Annotated in this window: 23 protein-coding genes and 1 tRNA gene; 12 read left to right on the top strand and 12 right to left on the bottom strand. The window is 59.1% G+C overall.

The annotated features are described in order from the left end of the window. Nucleotides 1–232: 232 nt before the first annotated feature. Both PQU94_RS03920 and dksA read left to right on the top strand, forming a co-directional pair. On the top strand, nt 233–655 hold the full coding sequence (locus PQU94_RS03920; protein WP_272740194.1) for a flagellar assembly protein FliX: 423 nt from the start codon (nt 233–235) through the stop codon (nt 653–655). Nucleotides 656–901: 246 nt separating this feature from the next. Further along, on the top strand, nt 902–1333 hold the full coding sequence (gene dksA, locus PQU94_RS03915) for an RNA polymerase-binding protein DksA (RefSeq protein ID WP_013478760.1): 432 nt from the start codon (nt 902–904) through the stop codon (nt 1331–1333). A gap of 32 nt (nt 1334–1365) precedes the next feature. On the opposite strand, the gene PQU94_RS03910 is transcribed toward dksA, so the two are convergent. Both PQU94_RS03910 and PQU94_RS03905 read right to left on the bottom strand, forming a co-directional pair. Then, complete coding sequence (locus PQU94_RS03910; RefSeq protein ID WP_272740193.1) at nt 1366–1566, bottom strand: hypothetical protein; 201 nt, start codon at nt 1564–1566, stop codon at nt 1366–1368. 96 nt (nt 1567–1662) lie between these two features. Continuing rightward, the gene (locus tag PQU94_RS03905; RefSeq protein WP_272740192.1) at nt 1663–2274 is read right to left on the bottom strand and encodes an LOG family protein; all 612 of its coding nucleotides are present in this window, start codon (nt 2272–2274) and stop codon (nt 1663–1665) included. Between the two features lie 204 nt (nt 2275–2478). On the opposite strand from PQU94_RS03905, the gene PQU94_RS03900 reads away from it, so the two are divergent. From PQU94_RS03900 to clpA, 3 genes are all read left to right on the top strand, one after another. Next, nucleotides 2479–3261, top strand: coding sequence for a hypothetical protein (locus PQU94_RS03900; RefSeq protein WP_272740191.1), 783 nt, complete (start codon nt 2479–2481; stop codon nt 3259–3261). 341 nt (nt 3262–3602) lie between these two features. Continuing rightward, complete coding sequence (gene clpS, locus PQU94_RS03895; protein ID WP_272740463.1) at nt 3603–3911, top strand: ATP-dependent Clp protease adapter ClpS; 309 nt, start codon at nt 3603–3605, stop codon at nt 3909–3911. A 160-nt stretch (nt 3912–4071) separates the two neighbouring features. Further along, nucleotides 4072–6381, top strand: a complete 2310-nt coding sequence (gene clpA, locus PQU94_RS03890) for an ATP-dependent Clp protease ATP-binding subunit ClpA (protein ID WP_272740190.1) — start codon at nt 4072–4074, stop codon at nt 6379–6381. A gap of 110 nt (nt 6382–6491) precedes the next feature. On the opposite strand, the gene sppA is transcribed toward clpA, so the two are convergent. The 4 genes from sppA to PQU94_RS03870 all read right to left on the bottom strand — a co-directional run bounded on the left by sppA (nt 6492) and on the right by PQU94_RS03870 (nt 10503). Continuing rightward, nucleotides 6492–8270: a signal peptide peptidase SppA gene (gene sppA, locus PQU94_RS03885; RefSeq protein ID WP_272740189.1), complete on the bottom strand. Its 1779-nt coding sequence runs from the start codon at nt 8268–8270 to the stop codon at nt 6492–6494. A gap of 149 nt (nt 8271–8419) precedes the next feature. Further along, nucleotides 8420–9292 carry an oxygen-dependent tRNA uridine(34) hydroxylase TrhO gene (gene trhO / locus PQU94_RS03880; RefSeq protein ID WP_272740188.1) on the bottom strand — a complete coding sequence of 291 codons (873 nt, stop codon included), beginning with the start codon at nt 9290–9292 and terminating at the stop codon, nt 8420–8422. A gap of 51 nt (nt 9293–9343) precedes the next feature. After that, the gene (locus tag PQU94_RS03875) at nt 9344–9823 is read right to left on the bottom strand and encodes an MEKHLA domain-containing protein (protein WP_272740187.1); all 480 of its coding nucleotides are present in this window, start codon (nt 9821–9823) and stop codon (nt 9344–9346) included. Further along, nucleotides 9823–10503: an alpha/beta fold hydrolase gene (locus PQU94_RS03870; protein ID WP_272740186.1), complete on the bottom strand. Its 681-nt coding sequence runs from the start codon at nt 10501–10503 to the stop codon at nt 9823–9825. The genes PQU94_RS03875 and PQU94_RS03870 overlap by 1 nt, the downstream gene beginning before the upstream one ends. A 145-nt stretch (nt 10504–10648) precedes the next feature. Between PQU94_RS03870 and PQU94_RS03865 the strand changes: the two genes are divergently transcribed. Then, nucleotides 10649–10722: transfer RNA gene (locus PQU94_RS03865), tRNA-Gln, on the top strand. On the opposite strand, the gene PQU94_RS03860 is transcribed toward PQU94_RS03865, so the two are convergent. Together PQU94_RS03860 and PQU94_RS03855 are read right to left on the bottom strand one after the other, a co-directional pair. Beyond that, complete coding sequence (locus tag PQU94_RS03860; RefSeq protein WP_272740462.1) at nt 10708–11688, bottom strand: recombinase family protein; 981 nt, start codon at nt 11686–11688, stop codon at nt 10708–10710. The two genes, PQU94_RS03865 and PQU94_RS03860, sit on opposite strands and share 15 nt — an antisense overlap. Nucleotides 11689–11887: 199 nt before the next feature. Then, nucleotides 11888–12673, bottom strand: coding sequence for an alpha/beta fold hydrolase (locus tag PQU94_RS03855; RefSeq protein ID WP_272740185.1), 786 nt, complete (start codon nt 12671–12673; stop codon nt 11888–11890). Between the two features lie 144 nt (nt 12674–12817). Between PQU94_RS03855 and PQU94_RS03850 the strand changes: the two genes are divergently transcribed. Continuing rightward, a complete protein-coding gene (locus PQU94_RS03850) occupies nt 12818–13285 on the top strand; it encodes a MarR family winged helix-turn-helix transcriptional regulator (RefSeq protein WP_272740183.1) in 468 nt (155 codons plus the stop codon). A gap of 178 nt (nt 13286–13463) precedes the next feature. Here the strand turns inward: PQU94_RS03850 and PQU94_RS03845 are convergent, their stop codons facing one another. Beyond that, nucleotides 13464–14360, bottom strand: a complete 897-nt coding sequence (locus PQU94_RS03845; RefSeq protein ID WP_272740182.1) for a LysR family transcriptional regulator — start codon at nt 14358–14360, stop codon at nt 13464–13466. A 136-nt stretch (nt 14361–14496) separates the two neighbouring features. Here PQU94_RS03845 and PQU94_RS03840 point away from each other — a divergent pair, with 136 nt between their 5' ends. The 3 genes from PQU94_RS03840 (at nt 14497) to PQU94_RS03830 (ending at nt 16716) form a co-directional block, all read left to right on the top strand. After that, a complete protein-coding gene (locus PQU94_RS03840; protein WP_272740181.1) occupies nt 14497–14823 on the top strand; it encodes a nuclear transport factor 2 family protein in 327 nt (108 codons plus the stop codon). Next, nucleotides 14823–15608: an SDR family oxidoreductase gene (locus tag PQU94_RS03835; RefSeq protein ID WP_272740180.1), complete on the top strand. Its 786-nt coding sequence runs from the start codon at nt 14823–14825 to the stop codon at nt 15606–15608. Before PQU94_RS03840 ends, PQU94_RS03835 begins: the two co-directional genes overlap by 1 nt. Nucleotides 15609–15741: 133 nt before the next feature. After that, nucleotides 15742–16716, top strand: a complete 975-nt coding sequence (locus PQU94_RS03830) for an alpha/beta fold hydrolase (protein ID WP_272740179.1) — start codon at nt 15742–15744, stop codon at nt 16714–16716. 372 nt (nt 16717–17088) lie between these two features. On the opposite strand, the gene PQU94_RS03825 is transcribed toward PQU94_RS03830, so the two are convergent. Continuing rightward, nucleotides 17089–18336 (bottom strand): MFS transporter, encoded by a 1248-nt coding sequence (locus PQU94_RS03825; protein ID WP_272740178.1) that lies wholly within the window; start codon nt 18334–18336, stop codon nt 17089–17091. A gap of 69 nt (nt 18337–18405) precedes the next feature. Between PQU94_RS03825 and PQU94_RS03820 the strand changes: the two genes are divergently transcribed. Next, a complete protein-coding gene (locus tag PQU94_RS03820; RefSeq protein ID WP_272740177.1) occupies nt 18406–18840 on the top strand; it encodes a helix-turn-helix domain-containing protein in 435 nt (144 codons plus the stop codon). A 168-nt stretch (nt 18841–19008) separates the two neighbouring features. On the opposite strand, the gene PQU94_RS03815 is transcribed toward PQU94_RS03820, so the two are convergent. After that, on the bottom strand, nt 19009–20037 hold the full coding sequence (locus PQU94_RS03815; RefSeq protein WP_272740176.1) for an aldo/keto reductase: 1029 nt from the start codon (nt 20035–20037) through the stop codon (nt 19009–19011). 162 nt (nt 20038–20199) lie between these two features. Between PQU94_RS03815 and PQU94_RS03810 the strand changes: the two genes are divergently transcribed. Beyond that, nucleotides 20200–21117 carry an AraC family transcriptional regulator gene (locus tag PQU94_RS03810; RefSeq protein ID WP_272740175.1) on the top strand — a complete coding sequence of 306 codons (918 nt, stop codon included), beginning with the start codon at nt 20200–20202 and terminating at the stop codon, nt 21115–21117. A gap of 60 nt (nt 21118–21177) precedes the next feature. Here the strand turns inward: PQU94_RS03810 and PQU94_RS03805 are convergent, their stop codons facing one another. Beyond that, the gene (locus tag PQU94_RS03805) at nt 21178–21858 is read right to left on the bottom strand and encodes an SOS response-associated peptidase (protein WP_272740174.1); all 681 of its coding nucleotides are present in this window, start codon (nt 21856–21858) and stop codon (nt 21178–21180) included. Nucleotides 21859–21937: the final 79 nt, after the last annotated feature.

Here is a 21937-nt window from a genome sequence, read left to right as displayed (position 1 = left end):
GGCATTAACCATGTTTTCCTGGCTGCTAATTTCATGCCACACAAAAAGCCTTTAAGAGTCAGGGGCGCGGAGGGGGCGTTGTGCGGGCAGGGGAAAAATCTGCCGGGCCGTTAAGGGCTTGGAAACCACGGACAGGCAAATACTCACCGCCTGTACACTCTCAGAAGAGGGTTTCGCGTCTTTTCGCCAGAACGGCCCCGACATGACCATACCACCGCTGAATGGGGCAAGCATGATCAAGATCAACGGACCGGCCGGACCGACCAATGTGGGCGGCGGCAGCGCACCGCGCCGCACGTCTGGCGCCTTTTCGCTGAGCGGATCATCGGAAACCCGGTCGAGTGCGTCCGCCGCCTCGGTGTCTCAGGCTTTATCGTTGGGCGGCATAGATGCGCTTTTGGCCCTGCAGGCCGAGGACGACGTGCTTCACGGGCGTCGCCGCCGTCAGATCAAACGCTCTCAGGACATTCTGGAAGCGCTTGAAGAGCTCAAGCTGGCTTTGCTGGGCGGCACGCTCGACGACGGCGCGCTTTTAACGCTGCAAAAGATGATCGAACTTCAGCGCGAAGAGGTCGAGGATCAGGGGCTGCAAAACGTGCTCAATGAAATCGAAACCCGCGCTTATGTCGAACTGGCCAAGCGGCGGCTGATGTAAATTCCCTTACGGCGCGAAGTCCGCCCCTTGCCGCTGTGTGCGCTGCACCATCGAAACCCCGTTAATGTAAAGAAAACGTGATTGTTCACGGCTGATTCCACGGGTATAAGCCGCGCCATCGGACCCGTGCCGGTACGTCCATATGGGGCCCTGTTCTTGCAGGGAGGGACGCAGCGGCGGGCGACGTCTCAATTCGGGGCGGCGCCAAGGGTGCCGGTGAACAATGTCATGGGGTGTGGTGCAAAGATGAGCGCTGTCGAGCTTTCCAAATCCGATACCGATGCCTATCGTCCCAAGGACGACGAAGAATATATGAATGAGCGTCAGCTCGCCTATTTCCGCAAAAAGCTGATTTCGTGGAAAACGGAAATCTTGGCCGGTTCGAAAGAAACCGTGTCGGTCATGCAGAAGGAAACGGAAAACCACCCCGATCTGGTGGACCGAGCCTCCTCAGAAGCGGACCGTGCGCTCGAACTGCGTACCCGCGACCGCCAGCGCAAACTGATCTCCAAGATCGACGAAGCGATCGCCCGTATCGACGATGGTTCCTACGGCTTCTGCGAAGAAACCGGCGAACCCATTGGTCTGGGGCGGCTTGAGGCGCGCCCGACGGCGACCCTGTCCATCGAAGCACAGGAACGTCATGAACGCTCCGAGCGCGTCCACCGTGATGACTGAATAAAAAAGGCGCTGAAACAGCGCCTTTTTTATTATCCTGTCTGTGTCGGATCGCCCAGATCCGCTTCACTGCTGACCTCCGTTCTGGCGTCAGGCGGCGTGCCTTTGGTCTTGGGAGCCGGCGGCATCTCATCCATGCCATAGGGGTGATCGCTGGCGGCACCGGTCTTGGGGCCATAATCGTTCAGGCCATTCTTTTTGGGTGGTTCGTTGTGCGGCGGCAGGTCGGGCATAGTCGTCTCCTTTGCCCTGAGATTGCCCGCGGCGGTCTAAAGAAGCGATCCGAGCTTTTAACGGCCGGATGAGGTCAGCATCTTCGGCCGTTAGTGTTAAAGTACGCGACGCGTGTCGATTTCCTCATCATAGGACGCCAGGTCTTCGATAGCCCCCAGCACCTCCTCGACCGTGTCCACACTCTTATAGGTGCGGCGGAAGGCTTCCGGCGTAAAGCCCTTACCCACGGTAAAATCGACCAGATCGAAGAAGGGCTGCCAGAAGCCGCCTGAATTGAGGAAGATGATCGGCTTCTTGTGCAGGTCGAGCCGCCGCCACGACAGTAGCTCTATGACCTCTTCCAGCGTACCGACCCCGCCCGGGAGGACGACAAAGGCATCGGCTTCTTCAAACATCATCATCTTGCGCTCATGCATGGACTGCACGACGATGGTTTCGACCTCGTCCAGCAGGCGCTCCTTGGTGCGTAGGAATTGCGGCATGATGCCCAGCACCTTGCCGCCCGCTTCATAGGCCCCGCGCGCCGCTTCACCCATCAGGCCGACGCCGCCCCCGCCATAGACCAGACGCAGATTCCCCGCCGCCAGTATGCCGCCCAGTTGCCGGGCTTCGTCCTTATAGCGCTGATCCACGGCGTCCGACGATCCGCAATAGATGCACACCGACACTATGGGGCGTTGTGCGGCGGCAGAAACGGAATCGGGCATTGGAAATCCTCGGAACTATGGCGATGGACGGACTTGATTACCGCCCGTGACAAAAGATATGGTCAGTCGCGTAAACAAATGAATGTCGTCGTAAATTAAAGGGCTTTGCCGCGAGCGCGCAACGCTTTTCAGCGACGACATACGTGTTCTGTGTATGGGATTTGTCAGGCCCTGATAAGCCTGTTGAAAGGTTTCGGCGTTCCGATGGGGTTCAGGCTGAGCAATGTGGCACTCTGCGCCGCTTCAGTAGTGGTGCTGACGGGTTGCGGCGAGAAAGCCCCGGAAAAGGTCGAGGTGGCCGACTATGTCGCCACCAATCGTGGGTATGTGAGATCGCCGGAAGTGACCTCGGTGGCCGTTACCGCCGCGGGTGAGTTGCTGGTGACCGGATCGGCCCTGCCCGAGGCGCGTGTCCGCCTGACGGCTCCCGCTGGCCAGGCCTATGGGGTGACCGCAGGCGCTGACGGTCGCTTTCAGGCCAGCCTGCCGCAGATGTCCGGCGGCAGCTTCTATGATCTGGCCATGGAAACCGAGGGGCGACTGATGCGCGCCGAAGGCCGTCTCTTCGTGCCTCCGGCCTCTGATATCGGGGCGCCGCCGCGATCTGTGCTGCTGCGACCGGGTGCCTCGGCCCTGCCTCTGTGGCCGCAGGCGAGCCTGCTGGCGGTGGTCGATTATGACGCCGGTGGGGCGATGGCGGTATCAGGACGTACCGATCCCGGTCTGACGGTCGATGTGGAAATCGACGGTCAGCCCGCCCTTGAGGTGCGCTCGGGCGAAAATGGCGTCTATACGGCGGCCCTTCCGGTCAGAGGCGGTCTGCGCAATGGCACGGTGACCATCGGCGTCCATTCGCGCGACCGCTTCGAAACCCGCCAGATCAGCCTGCGCCACCCGACCTCCGAAGGTGCCGTCCTGACGGGCGGCGCGTGGTATGTGGACTGGGCCATCAGCGGCGGCGGGCTCCAGACCACGGTCGTGTTCTGAGCCTGATCGCAAGCGCCTCACAGCCTTTTGCACTGCATCAATGACGACATATTTGTAACGCAGTTGCGCAAACTGTGATGCGGATAACGCAAATATGTGCGCTGTGGCCTCTTAACAGGATTAAAGTTTGCACTATCTTGAACTCAGGCGAAAACTGTCGGAGCATTCTGTCCGTAGAGTTTTCACCCGGTATGAGTCTCAAAAGACGAGGGGCGGTGCGTCCGTTTTTCGCCAAGTTAAAGAGGACAGGTTTGACGTTTGGTCCCGCCCTGCTGCGCTTTCCGACATCGGCAAATTTGCCGGTTGAGGCGGTGCGCGCCCCGAAGGCCCCGGTCACCGATGTGGACAAGCCGGCTAATGCGCCGTTTGCCGTTATCGACGCCAAGCCCAAGGCGGCGAAACCCTCTCTTTATCGCGTGTTAATTCTCAACGACGACTATACCCCTATGGAATTCGTCGTGTACGTGCTGGAACGATTCTTCAACAAGTCGCGCGAGGACGCCACCCGTATCATGCTGCACGTCCACCAGACGGGCGTCGGCGTTTGCGGGGTCTATACCTATGAGGTCGCGGAAACCAAGGTCGCCCAGGTGGTGGACATGGCCCGTCGGCATCAGCACCCTCTCCAGTGCACCATGGAGAAAGACTGAATCTGATGCCGACACTCTACCCAGAATGCCGACACCAACACCCTCTCCAGTGTACGATAGAGAAGGACTGAGGATCGCTTAAACCCGACTTTCAGCCCCCGTTCATCGAGGAGAGACCAGACTACCCTGTACCCGCTTTTTGCTCCAAGGAGAGGCCGACATGCCATCGTTTTCAAGCGCTCTCGAAGAAACCCTGCATCGCGCGGTGGGTCATGCGAACACCCATCACCATGAGTACGCGACCCTGGAGCACCTTCTGCTGGCCCTCGTCGATGACGTGGATGCCGCAGGCGTCATGACGGCGTGTAATGTCGATCTGACCAAGCTCAGGACCGCATTGACGGCCTATATTGAAACCGACCTAAAATCGCTGGTCGTTCCCCACTCGGAGGAAGCCAAGCCCACAGCCGGCTTCCAGCGCGTCATTCAGCGCGCGGTAATCCATGTGCAGTCTTCGGGCCGGGACGAAGTAACCGGTGCCAATGTGCTGGTGGCTATCTTTTCTGAGCGCGAATCCCATGCCGCCTTCTTCCTGCAGGAGCAGGAGATGACGCGCTATGACGCGGTCAACTATATTGCCCACGGCATCGCCAAGAAGCCGGGTGCGTCCGAGCCGCGGCCGGTGCGCGGTTCCTCAGAAGACGGCACGACCTCTTCCGAAGAAAAGTCGGGCAAGGCCGCTTCCACGGATGCGTTGGCGGCCTATTGTGTTGATCTCAATGAGAAATCGCGCCACGGTAAGGTTGATCCGCTGATCGGGCGTTCGGCCGAGGTCGAGCGCGCCATTCAGATCCTGTGCCGCCGCACCAAGAACAATCCGCTGCTGGTGGGTGATCCGGGCGTCGGCAAGACCGCCATCGCCGAAGGTCTGGCCAAGAAGATCGTCGAAGGCGAGGTGCCGGAAGTGCTCGCCGGGGCGACCATCTATTCGCTCGATATGGGCACGCTTCTGGCCGGGACCCGCTACCGCGGCGATTTTGAAGAGCGCGTCAAGCAGGTGGTCAAGGAACTGGAGGCGCATCCCAATGCCATACTGTTCATCGACGAAATCCACACCGTCATCGGTGCCGGCGCGACGTCGGGCGGGGCCATGGATGCCTCCAACCTCTTGAAGCCAGCGCTGGCGTCGGGTGCCCTGCGCTGCATGGGTTCGACCACCTATAAGGAATATCGTCAGCACTTCGAGAAGGATCGGGCACTGGTCCGTCGCTTCCAGAAGATCGACGTGACCGAGCCGTCGCTTGATGACACGGTGAAGATTCTGAAGGGCCTCAAGCCTTACTACGAGACCTTCCACAATCTGAAATATACCGATGCCGCTATCAAGACGGCGGTGGAACTGTCGGCGCGCTACATCACCGACCGCAAGCTGCCGGATAAGGCGATCGACGTGATCGACGAAGCCGGGGCCTTGCAGGTGATCCTGCCCGAAGGCAAGCGCAAGAAGGTCATCGGGCCGAAGGAGATCGAAACGGTTATCGCCAAGATCGCCCGCATCCCGTCGAAGTCGGTCTCCAAGACCGATACGGAGGCGCTGCGTGACCTGACCAACGATCTGCAAAGGGTCGTCTTCGGTCAGGACGAAGCCATCGAACAGCTTTCGGCGGCAATGAAGCTCGCCCGTGCAGGTCTGCGCGATTCCAACAAGCCCATCGGCTCTTATCTTTTCTCCGGTCCGACCGGCGTCGGCAAGACCGAGGTGGCCAAGCAGTTGTCGCAAACGCTCGGCATCGAGCTGCTGCGCTTCGACATGTCGGAATATATGGAGCGTCACACCGTGTCGCGGCTGATCGGGGCCCCGCCGGGCTATGTCGGCCACGATCAGGGAGGCCTCCTTACTGATGCTGTGGATCAGACGCCGCACGCTATCGTCCTGCTCGACGAAATCGAGAAGGCGCACCCGGATATCTACAACATCCTGCTGCAGGTGATGGATAACGGGACGTTGACCGATGCGGTGGGCAAGAAAGTCGATTTCCGCAATGTGGTGCTGATCATGACCACCAATGCAGGCGCTTCGGACAATCAGAAGAACTCGATTGGCTTTGGACGCGAGAAGGTGTCGGGTGAGGACGAGGTGGCGATCAAGCGCCTGTTCACGCCGGAATTCCGCAACCGTCTGGACGCCATCGTCACCTTCCGTCAGCTTAAGCCGGAGGTCATCGGGCAGGTCGTGCAGAAGTTTATCCTTCAGCTCGAAATGCAGCTGGCCGACCGTAACATCACGATCGAGCTGTCGCCGGATGCCGAAAAATGGTTGGCGGAGAACGGCTATGATGAACTTTATGGCGCGCGTCCGCTGGCGCGGGTCATTCAGGAGAACATCAAGAAGCCGCTGGCGGACGAGATCCTGTTCGGCAAGCTGGTGCGTGGCGGGCATATTCTGGTCAAGCTGGCCGAAGGCAAGATCGCCTTCGACATTACGCCGGCCAAGGACAAGAATGCCTCACGCGCCGAAGCTGTGGACTAAGCCTGTAACTTACGGGGTGTGGGGTCCGTGACCCCACATCACTGAATCCCAAAGAAAAACCCTCCGGATTGATCCGGAGGGTTTTTTATTACAGTGACGAGGTCCGAACTCTACGGTGCGTAGGGTTCCGGGGCCAGAACGCTGGCGCCTTGCTCGCGTAGGCGGGCGTCGCGGGCTTCCTTCATGATCATCTGGGCGCGTGGATCGCTGGCGGCCCAGCCGAGGAAGGACAGCGCTTCGAAGCCCTTGGCGCTTGCCTCGACGCCCTTACCGAACATGGCGAAGGGCGACTTGTTATTGGGGTAGTTGACCAGCTTCACCTTCACGTCGTCACCGATCTTGGCCAGTTGCTTGGCCTTGGCCACGGCGGCGTAGAAGCCGCCGGTTTCATCAACCAGCCCCAGTTGCTTGGCCTGAGCCCCCGTCCACACACGGCCCTTGGCGATTTCACGCACGCGTTCGGGGGCCAGCTTGCGGCCTTCCGCGACGTGACCGATGAAGGCGTTATAGATGGTGTCCATCCAGTTGGAGATGGCCTGGGTTTGCTTTTCGGTGAAGGGCTTGCCGGCCGAATAGGCCCCGGCATAGTCCGACCCCACGCCGATCTGACGGAAATCGACACCGAAGCGCGAAGCCGCTTCGCCAATGGCCATCTTGCCGCCATAGACACCGATCGAGCCGGTGAGGGTGGTCGGGTTGGCGACGATGGCATTGGCCCCCGCCGAGATCCAGTACCCGCCCGAAGCCGCGTAATCCCCCATCGACACCACGACCGGCTTGCCTGACTTTTTGGCGTAGGCCATGGCGCGCGCAATCTGTTCAGAAGCGGTATCCGATCCGCCGGGCGAGGAGACACGGAAGACAATGGCCTTGACCTTGTCATTATCGACGGCGTCGTAGAAGGCCTCAGCCACATCATCGGACAGCATCTGCGCTTCGCTGCCAAAGCCGCTGCCAGACCCCTTACCGGTCATGATCGGGCCTTCGCCATTGATGACGGCGATGGTCTGGCTGCCGGTCGATACGGTCGTGGCCGCATAGGACTCGATGTCCATCAGTTGCGTATCCGCCCCACCCTTGGCCTTTGCGGCTTCTTCGATCTCCTCGACCTGACCCAGATTGGTGATCAGGCCCAGTTCCTTGGCTTTTTCGGCGCTATACGGACCGGCTTCGAGAATGGTCTTCAGCTTGACGGCATCCAGCTTGGCGTCCTTGCGGTCGATCGCGGCATCGCTGATCAGCGAGTCATAGACCGATCCCATCCAAGAAAGGGTGGCTTCGCGGTGCGCCGGCGTGAAGTCGCTTTGCAGGTAGGGGTTGACAGCGTTTTTGTACTCATAGCGCTGCTGGAATTGCGGCGTGATGCCGTACTTATCAAAGGCGCGCTTGAGGAACATTTCCTCGGTGGCAATGCCGGTCACCTGAAAAGACGAGCGGGGCTGCATCCAGAACTCGGTCGCCGCTGTGCCTACCGTGTAGGAGGCCAGCACCATGGTCGAAGGATAAAGACCCTGAGAGTGGGCATAGACCGGCTTGTTCTTGCTGCGCACATAACGCACGGCCGTACGGATTTCCTGCGCGGCAGCGGGCATCAGTCCGCCTTCGGGCAGACGGATCAGCACCGACTTGACCTTGCTGTCGTCGGCCGCGTGATAGAGCGAGGTAACGATGTCCATGGTGGACAGGGGACGCCCCGTAATGAAGGCGAACGGATCGGCTCGCGACTGATCCGTCAGGCCTTCACGCAGATCAACCACCAATGTGATGGCCGACGGTGTGGTGGGCTTGGACGCGGCCGCGATCATGGTGATGAGCAGAAAGGGCACGCCGACGAAGAACAGCACAAAGGCGGCGAATACGGCGGCTACCGTAATGAAAAACTGTTTCATGTGACGAACGTCATCCCCGAATTGGGTGCAGCTATATCAAAAATGCGCCGGAACCACGATGGGCGACGCACGCGCACTCCGGCACGTACCATAGCGCGCCTTACGATAAGGTCAAATGAAGACCGTGTAATAAGACAGGCCGCCGTTAGTCAGAATTTGGTGCGGCCCGCTGCGGGCTCACGGTCATGCTGATATTTCGGGTCGCCGTGGCAATGCGGGCATGAGACACCTGGCGCATATAGCGGACTTTGCTGATCCTCGGCGGTCAGGGCGTGGTCGCAATAAAGGCAGAGCACGGCGGTTTGCGACGGATTCAGGTGATGATCGACGGCGATACGCTCATCGAAAACGAAACATTCGCCGTCCCATAGAGACTCTTCGGCGGGAACGTCTTCGAAATACTGCAAGATGCCACCCTTAAGGTGATACACCTCATCAAAGCCGTTCTCCATCATCCAGGCCGTGTACTTCTCGCAGCGGATGCCACCGGTGCAGAATGTGGCGATCTTTTTGCCTTTAAGCTGATCGGCGTGCTGGCGCGTCCATTCGGGCAGGAATTTGAAGGTCGGGATTTTCGGATCAATGGCCCCCCTGAACGTGCCGAGGTTTACCTCGTAATCATTGCGCGTATCGAGGATCACCACATCGTTGCGGCGGATCAGGTCGTTCCAGTCCTTAGGCTCGACATAGTGGCCGCGGTGGCGGAGGTTGACCGGTTCCCCCAGCGAAATCGTCTCTTTCTTCAGGCGCACGCGCACCTTGCCAAAGGGCTGGGTGTCCGCATAGGACTCCTTCCATATAATCGGCTCGCCGATCAGTTCGCCCTGAAGATAGGTCAGGAAGCGGTCTATGGCTTCGCGCGTGCCGGCCATGGTCGAGTTGACGCCTTCGGAGGTGATCAGCAGTGATCCCTTGATGCCGAGCCCTTTCAACCGGTCGAGCAGCGGGGCCTGATGCGCCTCGAAATCGGGAAAGTCAAAGAAATGATAGAAGGCGGCGATGACGTAGGGTGGCTGTGACATGCGGCGGGAGCTATCACAAAGGTTCCTGCGGCGAAAGGGGGCGGGATGTCGCTATGCAGTCAGGAAACGCCAGCGCCGGATAAAGGCGGCCTGCCCGTGACGGGTGCCGGCCTCATCGACGACATTCCACAGGACGGTATCTTCTATGTAAAAGCGCCGACCGCTGGCGGACACGCGGATGCCGGCATAATGATCGACATAACCCTGCGCCAGCGCGGCTTTGAGCAGGGCATTACGGTCGGACTGTATGCCGTTGTCGGGTTCTGCGGATTGGCGCGAAGGCAGACGGGTAAAGGTGTCCCAGTCCATTTCCCAAAGGTTGAGCGCCTGCGCATTGGCATAACGAAAGATGGGGTCGGCTTCGATACCGTGGGAGACGATGGCTTGCGGGGCCGTGAACAAAGCCTCAGCCAGTTCGGAGGCGTTCAATCCGGCGGCATCGGCGACAATCTCTTGCCCGGTAAAACGACGGAAGCTGTTGGCCATCAGCCGGTTATAGGCCTGAACGGCAGGGTCAAGGGCATGGGGCATTATGTGCTCATCAGAAACGGAAGGATTTGATTTTCCGCGATTGTGTCTGGTGCGCATTGAAAAATCATATGAGGTAAAGGGAGATCGACGATGCGAATATGGCTTTGTTGTGGAAAATGACGTGGCAACCAAGGCGGTAAGAGCCGATCCTGTGTCGCATTCAGACAAAGAACAGGGATTGGAAGCGCTGAAAGTGCGGCTCTCATATCGCATCGCAGGACACTTTGTACGCGCGACAAGAGTACGCGGCGATCTATAGAACGAGTATGTTCAAAGATTTGAGCGGCCCATTGCGCGTGACCACCGTTGAATAGCATAAACTTTATCTGCCACTCTCGCAGTGGGATAAAACGCGCGAATGGCACAAGAGGCGCTACCCATCGGCCCGGAAGTGAAAAAGGTGAGGCGGCAAAGGTGGAGCCCAAAATCAACTTCACCGGCGGGTTGACCGCATGTGTCGCCAACCAGATCGCCAACGGACCGCCAAACGACTCACCGACGAGAATATAATCACGTTTGTCAGGCAACTCTGGTAAAAGCTGTTGGCCAAGGTGTTCATACGATTGATCGCCGTTCTGTGGATAAGATAGAACCTTTATCTCGCAAAAGGCTTTAAGTGCTTCAACGAGGCCTTGAAAAAACACCCCTGTACCATCGGTTCCGGGCAGCAGGATAACCATGGGCGCAGGCATTAGCGAAATCCAGAGAAGTTGGGGAAAATTTCAACGGGGGGATTGCATGTCACAAAAGCTTGGGTTAGTGAAGCGCCCTCTCGCTGAGACAAGCGAGGCCAGCAAGTCTTTCAAAGACTTTCTAAAGACCTGCTGGGGAATGGTGTAATGGTAACACTCCGGTTTTTGGTACCGTCATTCTAGGTTCGAGTCCTAGTTCCCCAGCCAATTTTCTTTTCCAGCGTCATCATACCCATCGCCCGATTTTGGGTCATGTTGCGAAGTGGTGTTTTCCAGAATCAAGTCAAACGGTTTTCGAAAATTCGCTGAAAGTTGAGCGTCCTTCCAAGTGCAGTTCGCTAGTACTAAATTTAGCAGCCTTTTTCGCGATGCGCCCTCGTGTTTTTGGAAGATTTCCTCCGCGTCTCGGGCGAGGATAAGCAGATCCACACCCTCATTCATGTAGGCCTCGCTGGCTTCCTGGTACCGTCGCAGTTCGTCGTGGCAGCGCCGCATCTCATCCTGCCATTGGCTCGACGCACGTTTGTAGTATTCGGCACTTATCTTCCCATCGAGCTTGTCGGTGTAGACGGCCTCGATGCGCTTACCTAAGCGGTCGATCTCCCCAGTCAGTCGTGTGACGGCCAGTTCATGTTCTTCGCGCTCGGTGGCGAAGCTGCTCTTTAAAGCTCTGACAATCAGGTCATGGATGCCGGGAGCGGATTTCAGTCGCGACAGGATGGCGGCAAACTGTTCAGCCATGACCTCCTCTCGAACATATTTTTCGGGGCATTTCCCTTTGTATTGCGTGCAGTGATAATAGATATAGCGGCCTTTTTTGATTTCTGCTGTAAGGGCACATCCGCAGTGGCCACATGACACCAAGCCGGAGAAGGCAAACGCGTAGGCAGAGCCGCCGGTTCTTGGGATCCTTGCATCCACGCGCCCGTCCATGACGTCCTGCGCCATTAGCCACAGGTCCTTCGATATCAGGGCCTCGCGCCGGCCCTTGTAGACCACACCAAGCCATTCGAACTCGCCGGTGTAGACGCGGTTTCGTAGAATGCGATGGATGGAACTGTTGGGGACTTTGGCTTGGCTACGAGGGTGGACAAGACCTATGTTGCGCGCCATCAGCCCTACTTCCCTAATCGAGTAAGCTCCGGTCGCGTACCATTCGAAAATCTTTCGGATGATATGAGCGCAGCTTGCGTCAATCTCGATTAGCCCATCTTCGCTGCCACTAAGGTCGCGCTAGCTGTTCTCCAGGATGGTTTTGCCTGATTGCATCAAGACGCGGAATAATTACGCGCGCGTCAGCTTCGGCAAGCGAGGTCAGAGCAGGAGCGGCCACAGGCCGGCTGCTCCGAACCGATCTTCGTATAGATGAGTTTTACTTCGAGGCGGCTTTGGCTGCCGTGTCGATGGTGTCGGCAACGACTTCGGGCTGGGTCATAAACAGAGCGTGGCTGGCCGAGACCCTGGTGACCCTGGCGTTGATGCGGCGGGCCATGCGCAACAACATGGCTTGATCGAACGCCTTGTCTTCCTTACCGATGACGGCCCAACTCGGCTTCGTCCTCCAGGCAGCGTTCTTGAGTTTCGTGCCGAAGGCCGCCAGATTGATCGGAACTTGCGAGTTGGCCATGAAGGTGGCGTCGGCGTCGCTCACATCATGAGCAAAACCGGCCTTAAACTTATCGCGGGCGACATAGGCGAAGCCGTCTTCGCCCGTGTTGAGCACGAACTCCGTCGCCGGAGCGAAGCCTTCATATTGCTTGGCCGTCGTTTCGCCTGCATCAGGGGAGAGAGCGGAAACGTAGAGCAGCCCGACGACCTTCGGATCGACGCCGGCCTCGGTAATGACGGTGCCATCCCAGGAGTGACCCACGAGAATGGTAGGACCGTCCTGCTGCGCCAAAGCGCGCTTCGTCGCCGCGACGTCGTCTTCGAGCGAGGTCAGGGGGTTCTGAACGATAGTGACGCGGTAACCTTGCTGGGTCAGCCGGTCACAGACCGCGCGCCAGCCGGTGCCGTCCGCAAAGGCGCCGTGGACCAGCACGACATTTTTAACTAATTGGTTCTGCGGGATCGCGTCTTTCGCGCTCGCGGGTGAAATAGCCAGTATGGCCAGAGTGGCGGCGGTGGCAGCGAGAGCCGTGTTGATCGTGGTCTTCATTGTCGCCTCCATGTGATTTTGCTGATAAATATTATCGCGATAACATAATCCTTAGAGATGGTTTGTACGTCCGTCAAGCGATAAAATTATCGCGATATTGTTTTTCGCGATGTTGCGCTCTATATAGGGGTAAAGGAGCAACTTATGGCCATTGAACGAAGCGGTCCGCCGCCCCTGGAAGCGCAACTGTGCTACTCGATTTATTCTGCGGGTATCGCCATTCAACGCATTTATAAGCCGCTTCTCGATGGGTTGGGTTTGACCTATCCGCAGTACCTCGTCCTGAATGTCCTTTGGCGTGAAGACGGACAAAGCGTTGGCGCCATTGCCGAGGCGCTGGCGCTGGAGTCGAGTACACTGACGCCCATGCTCAAACGCCTTGAGGCCGCAGGGCTTGTCAACAGGACCCGTAACCCGCAAAGCGAGCGGCAAGTATTGCTGACGTTGACCGATCAAGGCCGGGCGCTGAAGTCTAAAGCCGGTTGTTTGGGCCAAGCCATGCTTGAAGCGTCTCAGCAAAGCCCTTCGGCCCTGGCGGAGTTGAACGGACATATCCGGAATCTACGCGACACCATCTATACTCACATTGATGGCTGGCAGGCGCCAGCCTGACCGTCTGCGGTCGCCCAAAGCGGAGCCACCACCTTCGATGGCGTCATCTAGCGGGATGCACAGCGACCGGTAGGTCCCCACAGGCGTCATCGAGATTATGCACATCTCGCCCGCACAGTTATGGCAAAAATGGACGAGTTGTTCCGAACTTCGGGGCAATGGGCCGTAAGGTTCTGGCTTACCCGTTCGCAAATTCACGCGCGACCTGCAGGAACGCACTGAACGCCGCTGGCGGGTTTTTCCGTCCAGGGTAATAGAGGGCTAAGGGTGCCAAGGTTGGCGTCCAGTCTTCCAGAACGCAGACCAGTCGCCCGGCGGCAATGTCATCGCGCACATCCGCCTCCATAATATAACCAAGCCCAACGCCTGCCTGTGCGGCAATACGGACAAGGCTCGGCTCATCAAGGGTGAGTGCGCCCTGCACGTCGATCTGCGCCGGCTGGTCGTCCTTTTCAAATCGCCACCTGAGCAAAGCGCCATTCGGGAGGCGGGCACGAATGCAGGGATAGCGGTACAGGTCGGCGGGCTCCACAGGCGTGCCATAAGTGCCAAGAAAGTCCGGAGAGGCGACCACTACATTGCGGCGGGCCCGCCCCAGCGGCAAGGCGATCATGTCGCTGGGCACCAGATCCAGCGGCCTTAAGCCCAGATCGAAACCCGCGGCCACGATATCGACTATCCGGCCCTCGGTGACCAGATCGACATGCACGTGCGGATAGCGCTGCATGAAGGCAAGGACGAGCGGGGCCATCACCTCTCTGGCGGCCGAAGCAAAGGCGTTGATACGCAATGTGCCCGTGGGTGTCGCCTGAAGCGATTGTGCCGCCAGCATGGCGTCATGGATGTCGGTCATGGCCGGCGCGACCCGTTCCACAAAGGCCTTACCCGCTTCGGTGATGGATACGCTTCGGGTCGTACGATTGAAAAGGCGAATCCCCAGACGCCTCTCCAGCTTTGCGACCGCATTGCTCAGAGATGTCGTCGATATGCCGAGTTCAAGCGCCGCCGCCGTAAAGGAGCCCCGGCGGGCGATACACAGTACAGCATCCAGTTCGGCTAAGACAGAGCGCGTCATTATCCCTCTTCTCGAAACAACTCATCCTGCTTTGCTGCGATTATCAAGTCAATGGAGGGGGGCGTAAAGTGCCTCCTATCGACGCGGAAACCGGCGGTTTCCACGCTCCGCCGACATTCAAAAGGAAGGCTCAGTTATGATAAATTTGCCAAAGCCCATCGCCACCTATGTAGAGGCCAATGCGCGCCTGGATGCCCAAGGCATGCTCAAGGCCTTCGCGCCCAACGCGGTCATGCATGATGAGGGTCGCGCACACACCGGTCACTCCGAAATTCTGGCTCTGATCCAGAAGAACGTCATCGCCCTCCAAGCGATCTTTACCCCGGATACGCAGCGCGAAGAGGACGGTTACGTGATCGTCGAAGGACCGACCACTGGGAATTTCCGGGGCAGCCCCCTGCGCTTCACCTTCCGTTTCACCCTCGAAAACGACCTGATCACCGCTCTGGAGGTTACCCTGTAATGGCACGCCCGGACCCCACTGAATTCACCTATCAACGCATCCTCGTCACTGCCGGCACCAAGGGGGCCGGACGCGCTACGGTCGAACGTTTTCTCGCGGGCGGGGCGCGCGTCATCACGGCAGCGCGGGCGAAATCCGATACGCTGTCGGGCGTCGAGTTTGTTCAGGCCGACCTGACGACCCCGGAAGGCACGGCGGCCCTTGCCGATGCGGCGCTGACGCGCTTCGGAGGCATAGACGTGCTGGTCCACGTCGTAGGTGGCTCGTCATCGCCCGCCGGTGGGTTCACAGCGCTTAGCGACGCGCACTGGCAGGCAGAGCTTGATCTGAATCTGATGACGGCCGTGCGTCTCGACCGACTGATCGTTCCACAAATGATCGCGCGAAAGGCTGGCGTCATCGTCCACGTCTCTTCCATTCAGCGCACACTGCCTCTGCCGGAGTCCACAATCGCCTATGCGGCCGCCAAAGCCGCCCTCTCGACCTACAGCAAGGCCCTTTCCAAGGAGCTGGGGCCGAAAGGGGTTCGGGTCAACGCCGTTTCACCCGGGTGGATCAATACGGAGGCTACGGCCGACTTTCTGAAGCTGATTGCAGAGGGCAGCGGCGGCACGCTGGAAGAGGCGCGGCAAAGCGTACTTCAGGCGCTGGGTGGCATCCCGCTCGGGCGGGCGGCCGAACCCACTGAAGTGGCGGAACTGATTGCCTTTCTGGCCTCTGATCGGGCCGCCTCTATTCATGGCGCAGACTACGTCATCGACGGGGGAACGGTACCAACGGTCTGAGGGGGAGGTTAAAAATATCGCGAAAAACATTATCGCGAAAAATAATCACTGGACACGCCCGGTCTGAGAATATAGAGGTGTAAATGTTATCGCAATAATAAATGTCGCAAAGTTTAAATGCAGAGGTATGACCATGAACGCTCTCCACAACGCCTCCCGTCGCAGTGCTCTGACGGCCGGTATCACCGTCGCCACCGCCGCTCTGACAGCGGGCGCAAGCGCCGAAGCGGCCCCCAAAAAGACCCAGCCCGCCCGATCCCCTTTGGATCGCGCCGAAAGCGGCTTTGTCACCACGAAGGACGGGGTTCAAATCTATTACAAGGACTGGGGACCCAAGACCGCTCAGCCGATCGTCTTCCATCACGGCTGGCCCCTTAGCGCCGATGACTGGGATGCCCAGATGATGTTCTTCCTGCTGAAGGGCTATCGCGTCATTGCGCATGATCGTCGGGGGCATGGGCGTTCGACTCAGACCCACACTGGCAACGAGATGGACACCTATGCCGCCGATGTCGCTGCCCTGACGGAGTATCTCGATCTGAAAAATGCCTTCCACGTGGGCCACTCGACGGGGGGCGGCGAAGTCGTTCACTATGTCGCTCGTGCCAAACCCGGCCGGGTTGCCAAGGCGGTGCTTATCGGTGCGGTGCCCCCGATCATGCTGAAAACACCCGCCAATCCGGGCGGCCTGCCGATGGAGGTATTCGACGGCTTCCGCGCCGCGCTGGTGGCCAATCGCGCGCAGTTTTTCAGGGACATCCCCTCTGGTCCGTTCTTCGGTTTCAACCGTCCCGGCGCCAAAGTCAGCCAGGGCCTGATCGACAACTGGTGGCGTCAGGGCATGATGGGGGGAGTCAAGGCCCACTATGACTGCATCAAGGCCTTTTCGGAAACGGATTTCACCGAAGACCTCAAGGCCATCAACGTCCCTGTGCTGATCATGCACGGTGATGACGACCAGATTGTCCCCATCGCCGATTCCGCTCAACTGGCCATCAAGCTCGTCAAGAAGGGTACGCTCAAGGTCTATCCGGGACTGCCCCACGGTATGGCCACGACCCATCCCGATATCATCAATGCCGATCTGCTGGCCTTCTTCCAAGCCTAGCCCTTGGCCTCAAGTCCTGATTAAACAACCATGACCTGCTGAAAAGGATGCGGCCCGACTTTTAGCCGAAGTCGGGCCGTTCGCTGATTTGGCGCTGTCGCCGTTGGGAGCTTATTGCCCCGTACCGGCCACGATCCGAACCAGATCATGTTGGATGCGCAGCTTGAAATACTGAACGAAAGGATTAGACCGCTGGAGGAGTGATTTTTCGCCAATTCGGGTTCGCCATTTCCGCTTTTCGGCAAAGACCGGCACGCTGGCCGAAATGTCCGGTAATGAGATATTTCGGCATTGGCCGAATGACCGCCTTGGGCGCTTACCCGTTATCGATGCGTCGGCGTAGACTCATTGGGAATTCGACAATTTCGTAGGTCATGAGGGTGAACGCAGGCGTTTGGTGAAATTATGGTGCCCAAACGTCATCCCGAATGCCACAAGCATCATTCCGCCAGCGAGCAGGAAGGTGAGTTGCATACCAGAGGCAATCTCCGAAGCCGTCGCGTGTTCTAACGGGTCGCTTCCCACGCCGAACGTGAACACCGCTCCCATCAAGGATGCCCCCGTGATCAGACCGATATTGCGTGACAGGCCAAGCAGCCCGGAGACCATGCCGCGCCAGTCATTTGTGACGTCGCGCAATGCCGCTGTGTTGTTGGCAGACTGAAAGAGCTGGTAGCCGGGCGTCAGCGCTATGAGGGAGAGGACATAACCCGTAACGCCGATAGCGGTTGGTAGGAATGCCAGCAGTAATGCGCCTATGGCCAACAAGCCAAGGCTAACCAGGAGCATGCGACCACTGCCCCAGGCATCCACCAATCGCCCTGACGGAACGCCGCTGAAGATGGAGATCACGGGACCTACCGCCATGACAAAACCCACCTGCGTCGGCGTCAGACCAAGGCTGATGCCAAGGAAAAACGGGCCGATCACCAGTGTCGTCATCATCACGGCGGCGACCACGATGTTGGTGAGGAGATTGGAGGCCAGGGTCCAGTTGACGCTCGACCAAAGGCCGATCGATGGTGCCATTTTTTTACCGGTATCGGCAGGAAGCGTGGTGAGCGTAAGTACCAAGGCTAAGAGCGCCAGCGGGACCTGCACCCAAAATATGCTCCGCCATCCCATCACCGGTATCAGCAGGCCTCCAAGCGCAGGGCCGAGTGCCGTCCCGAGCGCCGAAACCGTCCCGAGCAGACCCATGGCGCGTCCAACCCGAGCTTCGCTCGCGGTCTGGCGCATCAGCGCCAGGGCGAGTGTCATCAGAAATGCCGCGCCGCCACCTTGAATCGCTCGCGCACCGATAAGCAGCGGTAGGTTCGGGGCCACGGCACAAAGTAACGAGGCGACCGTAAACACGCTGAGCCCGGTCACGAGCATGGGTTTCAGTCCGTACCTGTCACCGAGGCGGCCCGCAATCACCGCCGAGATCGTCAATGTCACGAGATAGACGACCACGACCGCCTGCACTTGCGAAAACGGCGCGGAGAACGCGTCGGCCAGAGTTGGCAGCGCAATGTTGGCGATGCTGGTTCCGAGGGATGCCAGCAGTGTCGCCAGAGCCAGCGTGACTTGGAGGGGCGCTTCTCTATTCCTGACCGCACGGGGTTGTGTTCGTTCCATCTGTTTGATCCCTTGCCTGAATGTTGGTGCGCGAGCAAACTGCCACTTCAAGTCAAGTTGAGGTCAAGCATGAAATTTCTGGATATCGGAGAGGTGGCGGAAAGAACCGGAGTTAAGCCGTCAGCCTTGCGATACTACGAGCAGTCCGGTCTGATTACCTCCATCTCCCGCCACGGATTGCGCCGGCAGTTTTCACCGGAAGTGCTGTTGCAACTGAATCTGATCGCGATGGGGAAGACGGCCGGATTCTCACTTGAGGAAATCGGCGGGATGTTTGGCCAGGGCGGTGGACCGCATATCTCCCGTGACAGGCTTCACGCGAAGGCCGATGAGATCGACCGTCAGATCATTGAGCTGACCGCACTGCGCGACACCATCCGCCATGTCGCCGCTTGCCCCGCGCCCTCCCATATGGAATGTCCGACGTTTCGGCGACTGGTAGAGGTTGCAGGCAAACGTCAGGTAAAGCGCCGGAATCGACGGCCGCTCAAAGAAGGGCTATAGCTCCCTAGCACTCTCGTTTCACTGGGCGAGAGCGCTACAGGCCTTCCGCTCTTTGTGGCTCGATAGAGACGTCGGTTAGCGCGTGACTGCCGTACCGAAAACGGTCATCAGGATGCAATATTATCCGATCAGACCGATCGAAGGGCGGAGCAATGCCAGCACAGTCTATTACGCATCAAAGCCCGCGCGGTACTGACCCTGACGCTCCAGCATCCAGCCCGGATATTCGGCGGGCAGGCGTGAGGCGGCGTCCAGCGCGGCAAGGTCTTCGGTGCTGAGCGTCACCTCTGCGGCCTTAAGATTGTCGCTCAGTTGCTCAGGGCGTTTGGCTCCGATGATGACGCTGGTCACGTGCGGCTGATGCAGGAGCCACGACAAAGCCACCTGCGCCACGCTGACACCCTTTGCCGCCGCCACCTCACGCAGCACCGCGATCACGGCGTCGCCGCGAGCGAGATCGACCGGGGGGAAGTTGAACTTGGCGCGGCGGCTGTCGTCATCGGCCACCTCACCAGAATACTTTCCAGACAGAAAGCCCCCGGCCAGCGGGCTCCACACCATCAGGCCCAGCCCTTCCGATTTGAGCATCGGTACGATGTCGCGCTCAAGATCGCGCCCGACAAGGGTGTAATAGGCCTGAAGAGACAGGATGGGGGCCAGCTTGCGCGCCTCGGCGATCCCAATGGCCTTGACGATCTGCCAGGCGGCCCAGTTGGACAGCCCGACATACCGCACATGCCCGTGCCGCACGAGTGTATCGAGCGCCTCAAGCGTTTCGGCGATCGGCGTGAGCGGATCGAACCCGTGAATCTGGTAGAGGTCGATATGGTCCATCTGAAGGCGTTTCAGGCTCTCCTTGGCCTGCGCCATGATGTGGGCGCGTGACGCCCCACGCTGATTGGGGCCGTCGCCCATCACGCCCATGACCTTGGTGGCGATGACGAGGTCGTCACGCTTCAGCCCCAGATTGCGCATGGCCTGTCCCACGATGCGCTCGCTTTCGCCAAAGGCATAGACATTGGCCGTGTCGATGAAATTTACCCCCGCCTCGACAGCAGACGCGATAAGCCTATCGGCTTCGGACTGGTTCAGTTGCCCGATCAGGCCCCACATCCCCTCTGACCCGCCAAAGGTCATGGTCCCCAGACACAGTTCCGATACCAGCAGGCCGCTTGGCCCCAGACGACGATAACGCATGATGTATGTCCTTGACTTTGGATGGCAGAAAACTTCGGCAGGGGATAGTTAGGCCCAAGGCCCGCGCCGCGCACCTCCTGATTGTCGCTTAAAACTGCCTGATTCTCTCAATCGCCGTCCGTGCCCCTTCGCGGGACAGCGCGGGCGATATATAGCAGGTGTATGACCCAAACCGCTTCTTGCCTGTCCGCCGATCTGGCTCCGCTGGCCACCCATATCCAACGTCAATGGCAGGCGCATGGCCGTGAAAGCCCCATTCCCGGGCTGTTCCTGACCTGCGCCGAAGCCCCGTCCGGTCCGATTCATGCCGTTTATCGCCCGTCCCTGTGCGTGGTGGTACAGGGTGCGAAGACCAGTCAGTTGGGTGAGCGCCTCTATCAGTATGAGGCCGGAAAATGCCTGATCGCCTCACTGGAAGTGCCGGTGCGCGCCCATATCGTCCGCGCCAGTCCGGAGGCGCCCTATCTGGCCTTCAGCTTGAGTATAGATTCCGAACTGGTCGCCGATCTGCTGCTCGAGCACGGCCCCGCCGATGCCCCCAACGCCTGCGACGCGCTTGAGGTGCAAAGCCTGCCTGCCGACCTGATCGATCCTCTGATGCGTCTTATGGCTCTGTGCGATCGGCCGCGCGACCGGCCCGTTCTGGCCCCGCTGATCCGGCGCGAGATCGTCTGGCGGCTACTCAACAGCCCGCTGGGCCGTAATCTGCGTCAGATCGGCTTTGCCGATACACGCCTGTCGCGTATCGGGCGTACTATCGCCCATATCCGCGACCATTACGACGCGCCGCTGAACGTGCCGTCTCTGGCGGCGCTGGCCGGCATGAGCCCGGCCACATTTCACCGTCATTTCAAAGCCGCCACCGCCCTGTCGCCGGTACAGTTTCAGAAGACGCTGCGCCTTCAGGAGGCGCGACGCCGACTTCTGTTGAATGAAGCAGACGTGACCCAGGTCGGCTATGCGCTCGGCTATGAAAGTCCTTCACAGTTCAGCCGCGAATACCGCCGACTGTTTGGCGCACCGCCGGGGCGCGATTCCACCCGCATTCGCCAGAGCCTGACCCCTGAGGTCGCCGCCTGAGGTTAAGGGCGTGCCTTCGTCCAACAAAACTGATCTTTCGATGCCAACCGCCTCGGCGTATCAGTGTATAGTCAATTCATCCAAATGCGGCCCGTCCTTGCGCCGTCCGGTCGCCACGACGTGCAGGCTGCCATCGGGGAGGGGGCGCTGCAGCGCCTGAACCTCGCGCCATGAGCCGGTCATCCAGAGATCGCGCTCGGCTTCCGTCGTCAGAATAACGGGCATGGCCTTGTCATGAACCGCGCCGACTTCGGCATTCGCCGTCGTGGTCAGGAAGGCATAGAGATCATCCGTCGTCTCGCCATCCTTGACCTTGCGCACGGAGGTCCATTGAGGCGTCCAGATCCCGGCAAAGAAGAGCAGGGGGCGCTCAGGGCTTTGGGCGAACCAGTGGATGACATTGCTGCCGGACACCTGATCGGGCTCGGAGAAGGACGTAAACGGCACAAGGCAACGGTTTGCCGGATCCGTTAGCCATTTGGCCCAGTAGGGCTTATCCGTATTGCGGATATTGGTGACGCCGGAGTCGTAGTTTTTGCCTTTAAGCGTGAAAGGCGGAGAGGGCATCCCCCACCGGCATATAGCCAGTTCGCGGCCCTCGGCGGTGTTGCGCACGATGGGGCCAAACCCATTGGCACCGATGTATTCGAACAGAGGCAGATTGCCGACCGATGATTTGAGGACCCTGGCAAGGGCGCGAATGGCCGCTTCATTGCTGGTCATTGAGTAGAGATTACACATCGGTCGTTCTTCCTGTGGGCCGTTCAGTGAAACCCAATATCGGCACCTTGCCAAGGGCTTTGCCCGCGTGGCACCTCAC

The organism is Asticcacaulis currens (assembly GCF_028550395.1).
GTDB classification, from domain to species: domain Bacteria; phylum Pseudomonadota; class Alphaproteobacteria; order Caulobacterales; family Caulobacteraceae; genus Asticcacaulis; species Asticcacaulis currens.
This window is presented reverse-complemented; position numbering and strand designations above follow the sequence as displayed.

Coding starts and splice junctions, on each gene's coding strand:
- PQU94_RS03920 (WP_272740194.1), top strand. CDS start 233: ATGATCAAGATCAACGGACCGGCCGGACCGACCAATGTGGGCGGCGGC.
- dksA (WP_013478760.1), top strand. CDS start 902: ATGAGCGCTGTCGAGCTTTCCAAATCCGATACCGATGCCTATCGTCCC.
- PQU94_RS03910 (WP_272740193.1), bottom strand. CDS start 1,566: ATGCCCGACCTGCCGCCGCACAACGAACCACCCAAAAAGAATGGCCTG.
- PQU94_RS03905 (WP_272740192.1), bottom strand. CDS start 2,274: ATGCCCGATTCCGTTTCTGCCGCCGCACAACGCCCCATAGTGTCGGTG.
- PQU94_RS03900 (WP_272740191.1), top strand. CDS start 2,479: ATGGGGTTCAGGCTGAGCAATGTGGCACTCTGCGCCGCTTCAGTAGTG.
- clpA (WP_272740190.1), top strand. CDS start 4,072: ATGCCATCGTTTTCAAGCGCTCTCGAAGAAACCCTGCATCGCGCGGTG.
- sppA (WP_272740189.1), bottom strand. CDS start 8,270: ATGAAACAGTTTTTCATTACGGTAGCCGCCGTATTCGCCGCCTTTGTG.
- trhO (WP_272740188.1), bottom strand. CDS start 9,292: ATGTCACAGCCACCCTACGTCATCGCCGCCTTCTATCATTTCTTTGAC.
- PQU94_RS03875 (WP_272740187.1), bottom strand. CDS start 9,823: ATGCCCCATGCCCTTGACCCTGCCGTTCAGGCCTATAACCGGCTGATG.
- PQU94_RS03870 (WP_272740186.1), bottom strand. CDS start 10,503: ATGGTTATCCTGCTGCCCGGAACCGATGGTACAGGGGTGTTTTTTCAA.
- PQU94_RS03855 (WP_272740185.1), bottom strand. CDS start 12,673: ATGAAGACCACGATCAACACGGCTCTCGCTGCCACCGCCGCCACTCTG.
- PQU94_RS03850 (WP_272740183.1), top strand. CDS start 12,818: ATGGCCATTGAACGAAGCGGTCCGCCGCCCCTGGAAGCGCAACTGTGC.
- PQU94_RS03845 (WP_272740182.1), bottom strand. CDS start 14,360: ATGACGCGCTCTGTCTTAGCCGAACTGGATGCTGTACTGTGTATCGCC.
- PQU94_RS03840 (WP_272740181.1), top strand. CDS start 14,497: ATGATAAATTTGCCAAAGCCCATCGCCACCTATGTAGAGGCCAATGCG.
- PQU94_RS03835 (WP_272740180.1), top strand. CDS start 14,823: ATGGCACGCCCGGACCCCACTGAATTCACCTATCAACGCATCCTCGTC.
- PQU94_RS03830 (WP_272740179.1), top strand. CDS start 15,742: ATGAACGCTCTCCACAACGCCTCCCGTCGCAGTGCTCTGACGGCCGGT.
- PQU94_RS03825 (WP_272740178.1), bottom strand. CDS start 18,336: ATGGAACGAACACAACCCCGTGCGGTCAGGAATAGAGAAGCGCCCCTC.
- PQU94_RS03820 (WP_272740177.1), top strand. CDS start 18,406: ATGAAATTTCTGGATATCGGAGAGGTGGCGGAAAGAACCGGAGTTAAG.
- PQU94_RS03815 (WP_272740176.1), bottom strand. CDS start 20,037: ATGCGTTATCGTCGTCTGGGGCCAAGCGGCCTGCTGGTATCGGAACTG.
- PQU94_RS03810 (WP_272740175.1), top strand. CDS start 20,200: ATGACCCAAACCGCTTCTTGCCTGTCCGCCGATCTGGCTCCGCTGGCC.
- PQU94_RS03805 (WP_272740174.1), bottom strand. CDS start 21,858: ATGTGTAATCTCTACTCAATGACCAGCAATGAAGCGGCCATTCGCGCC.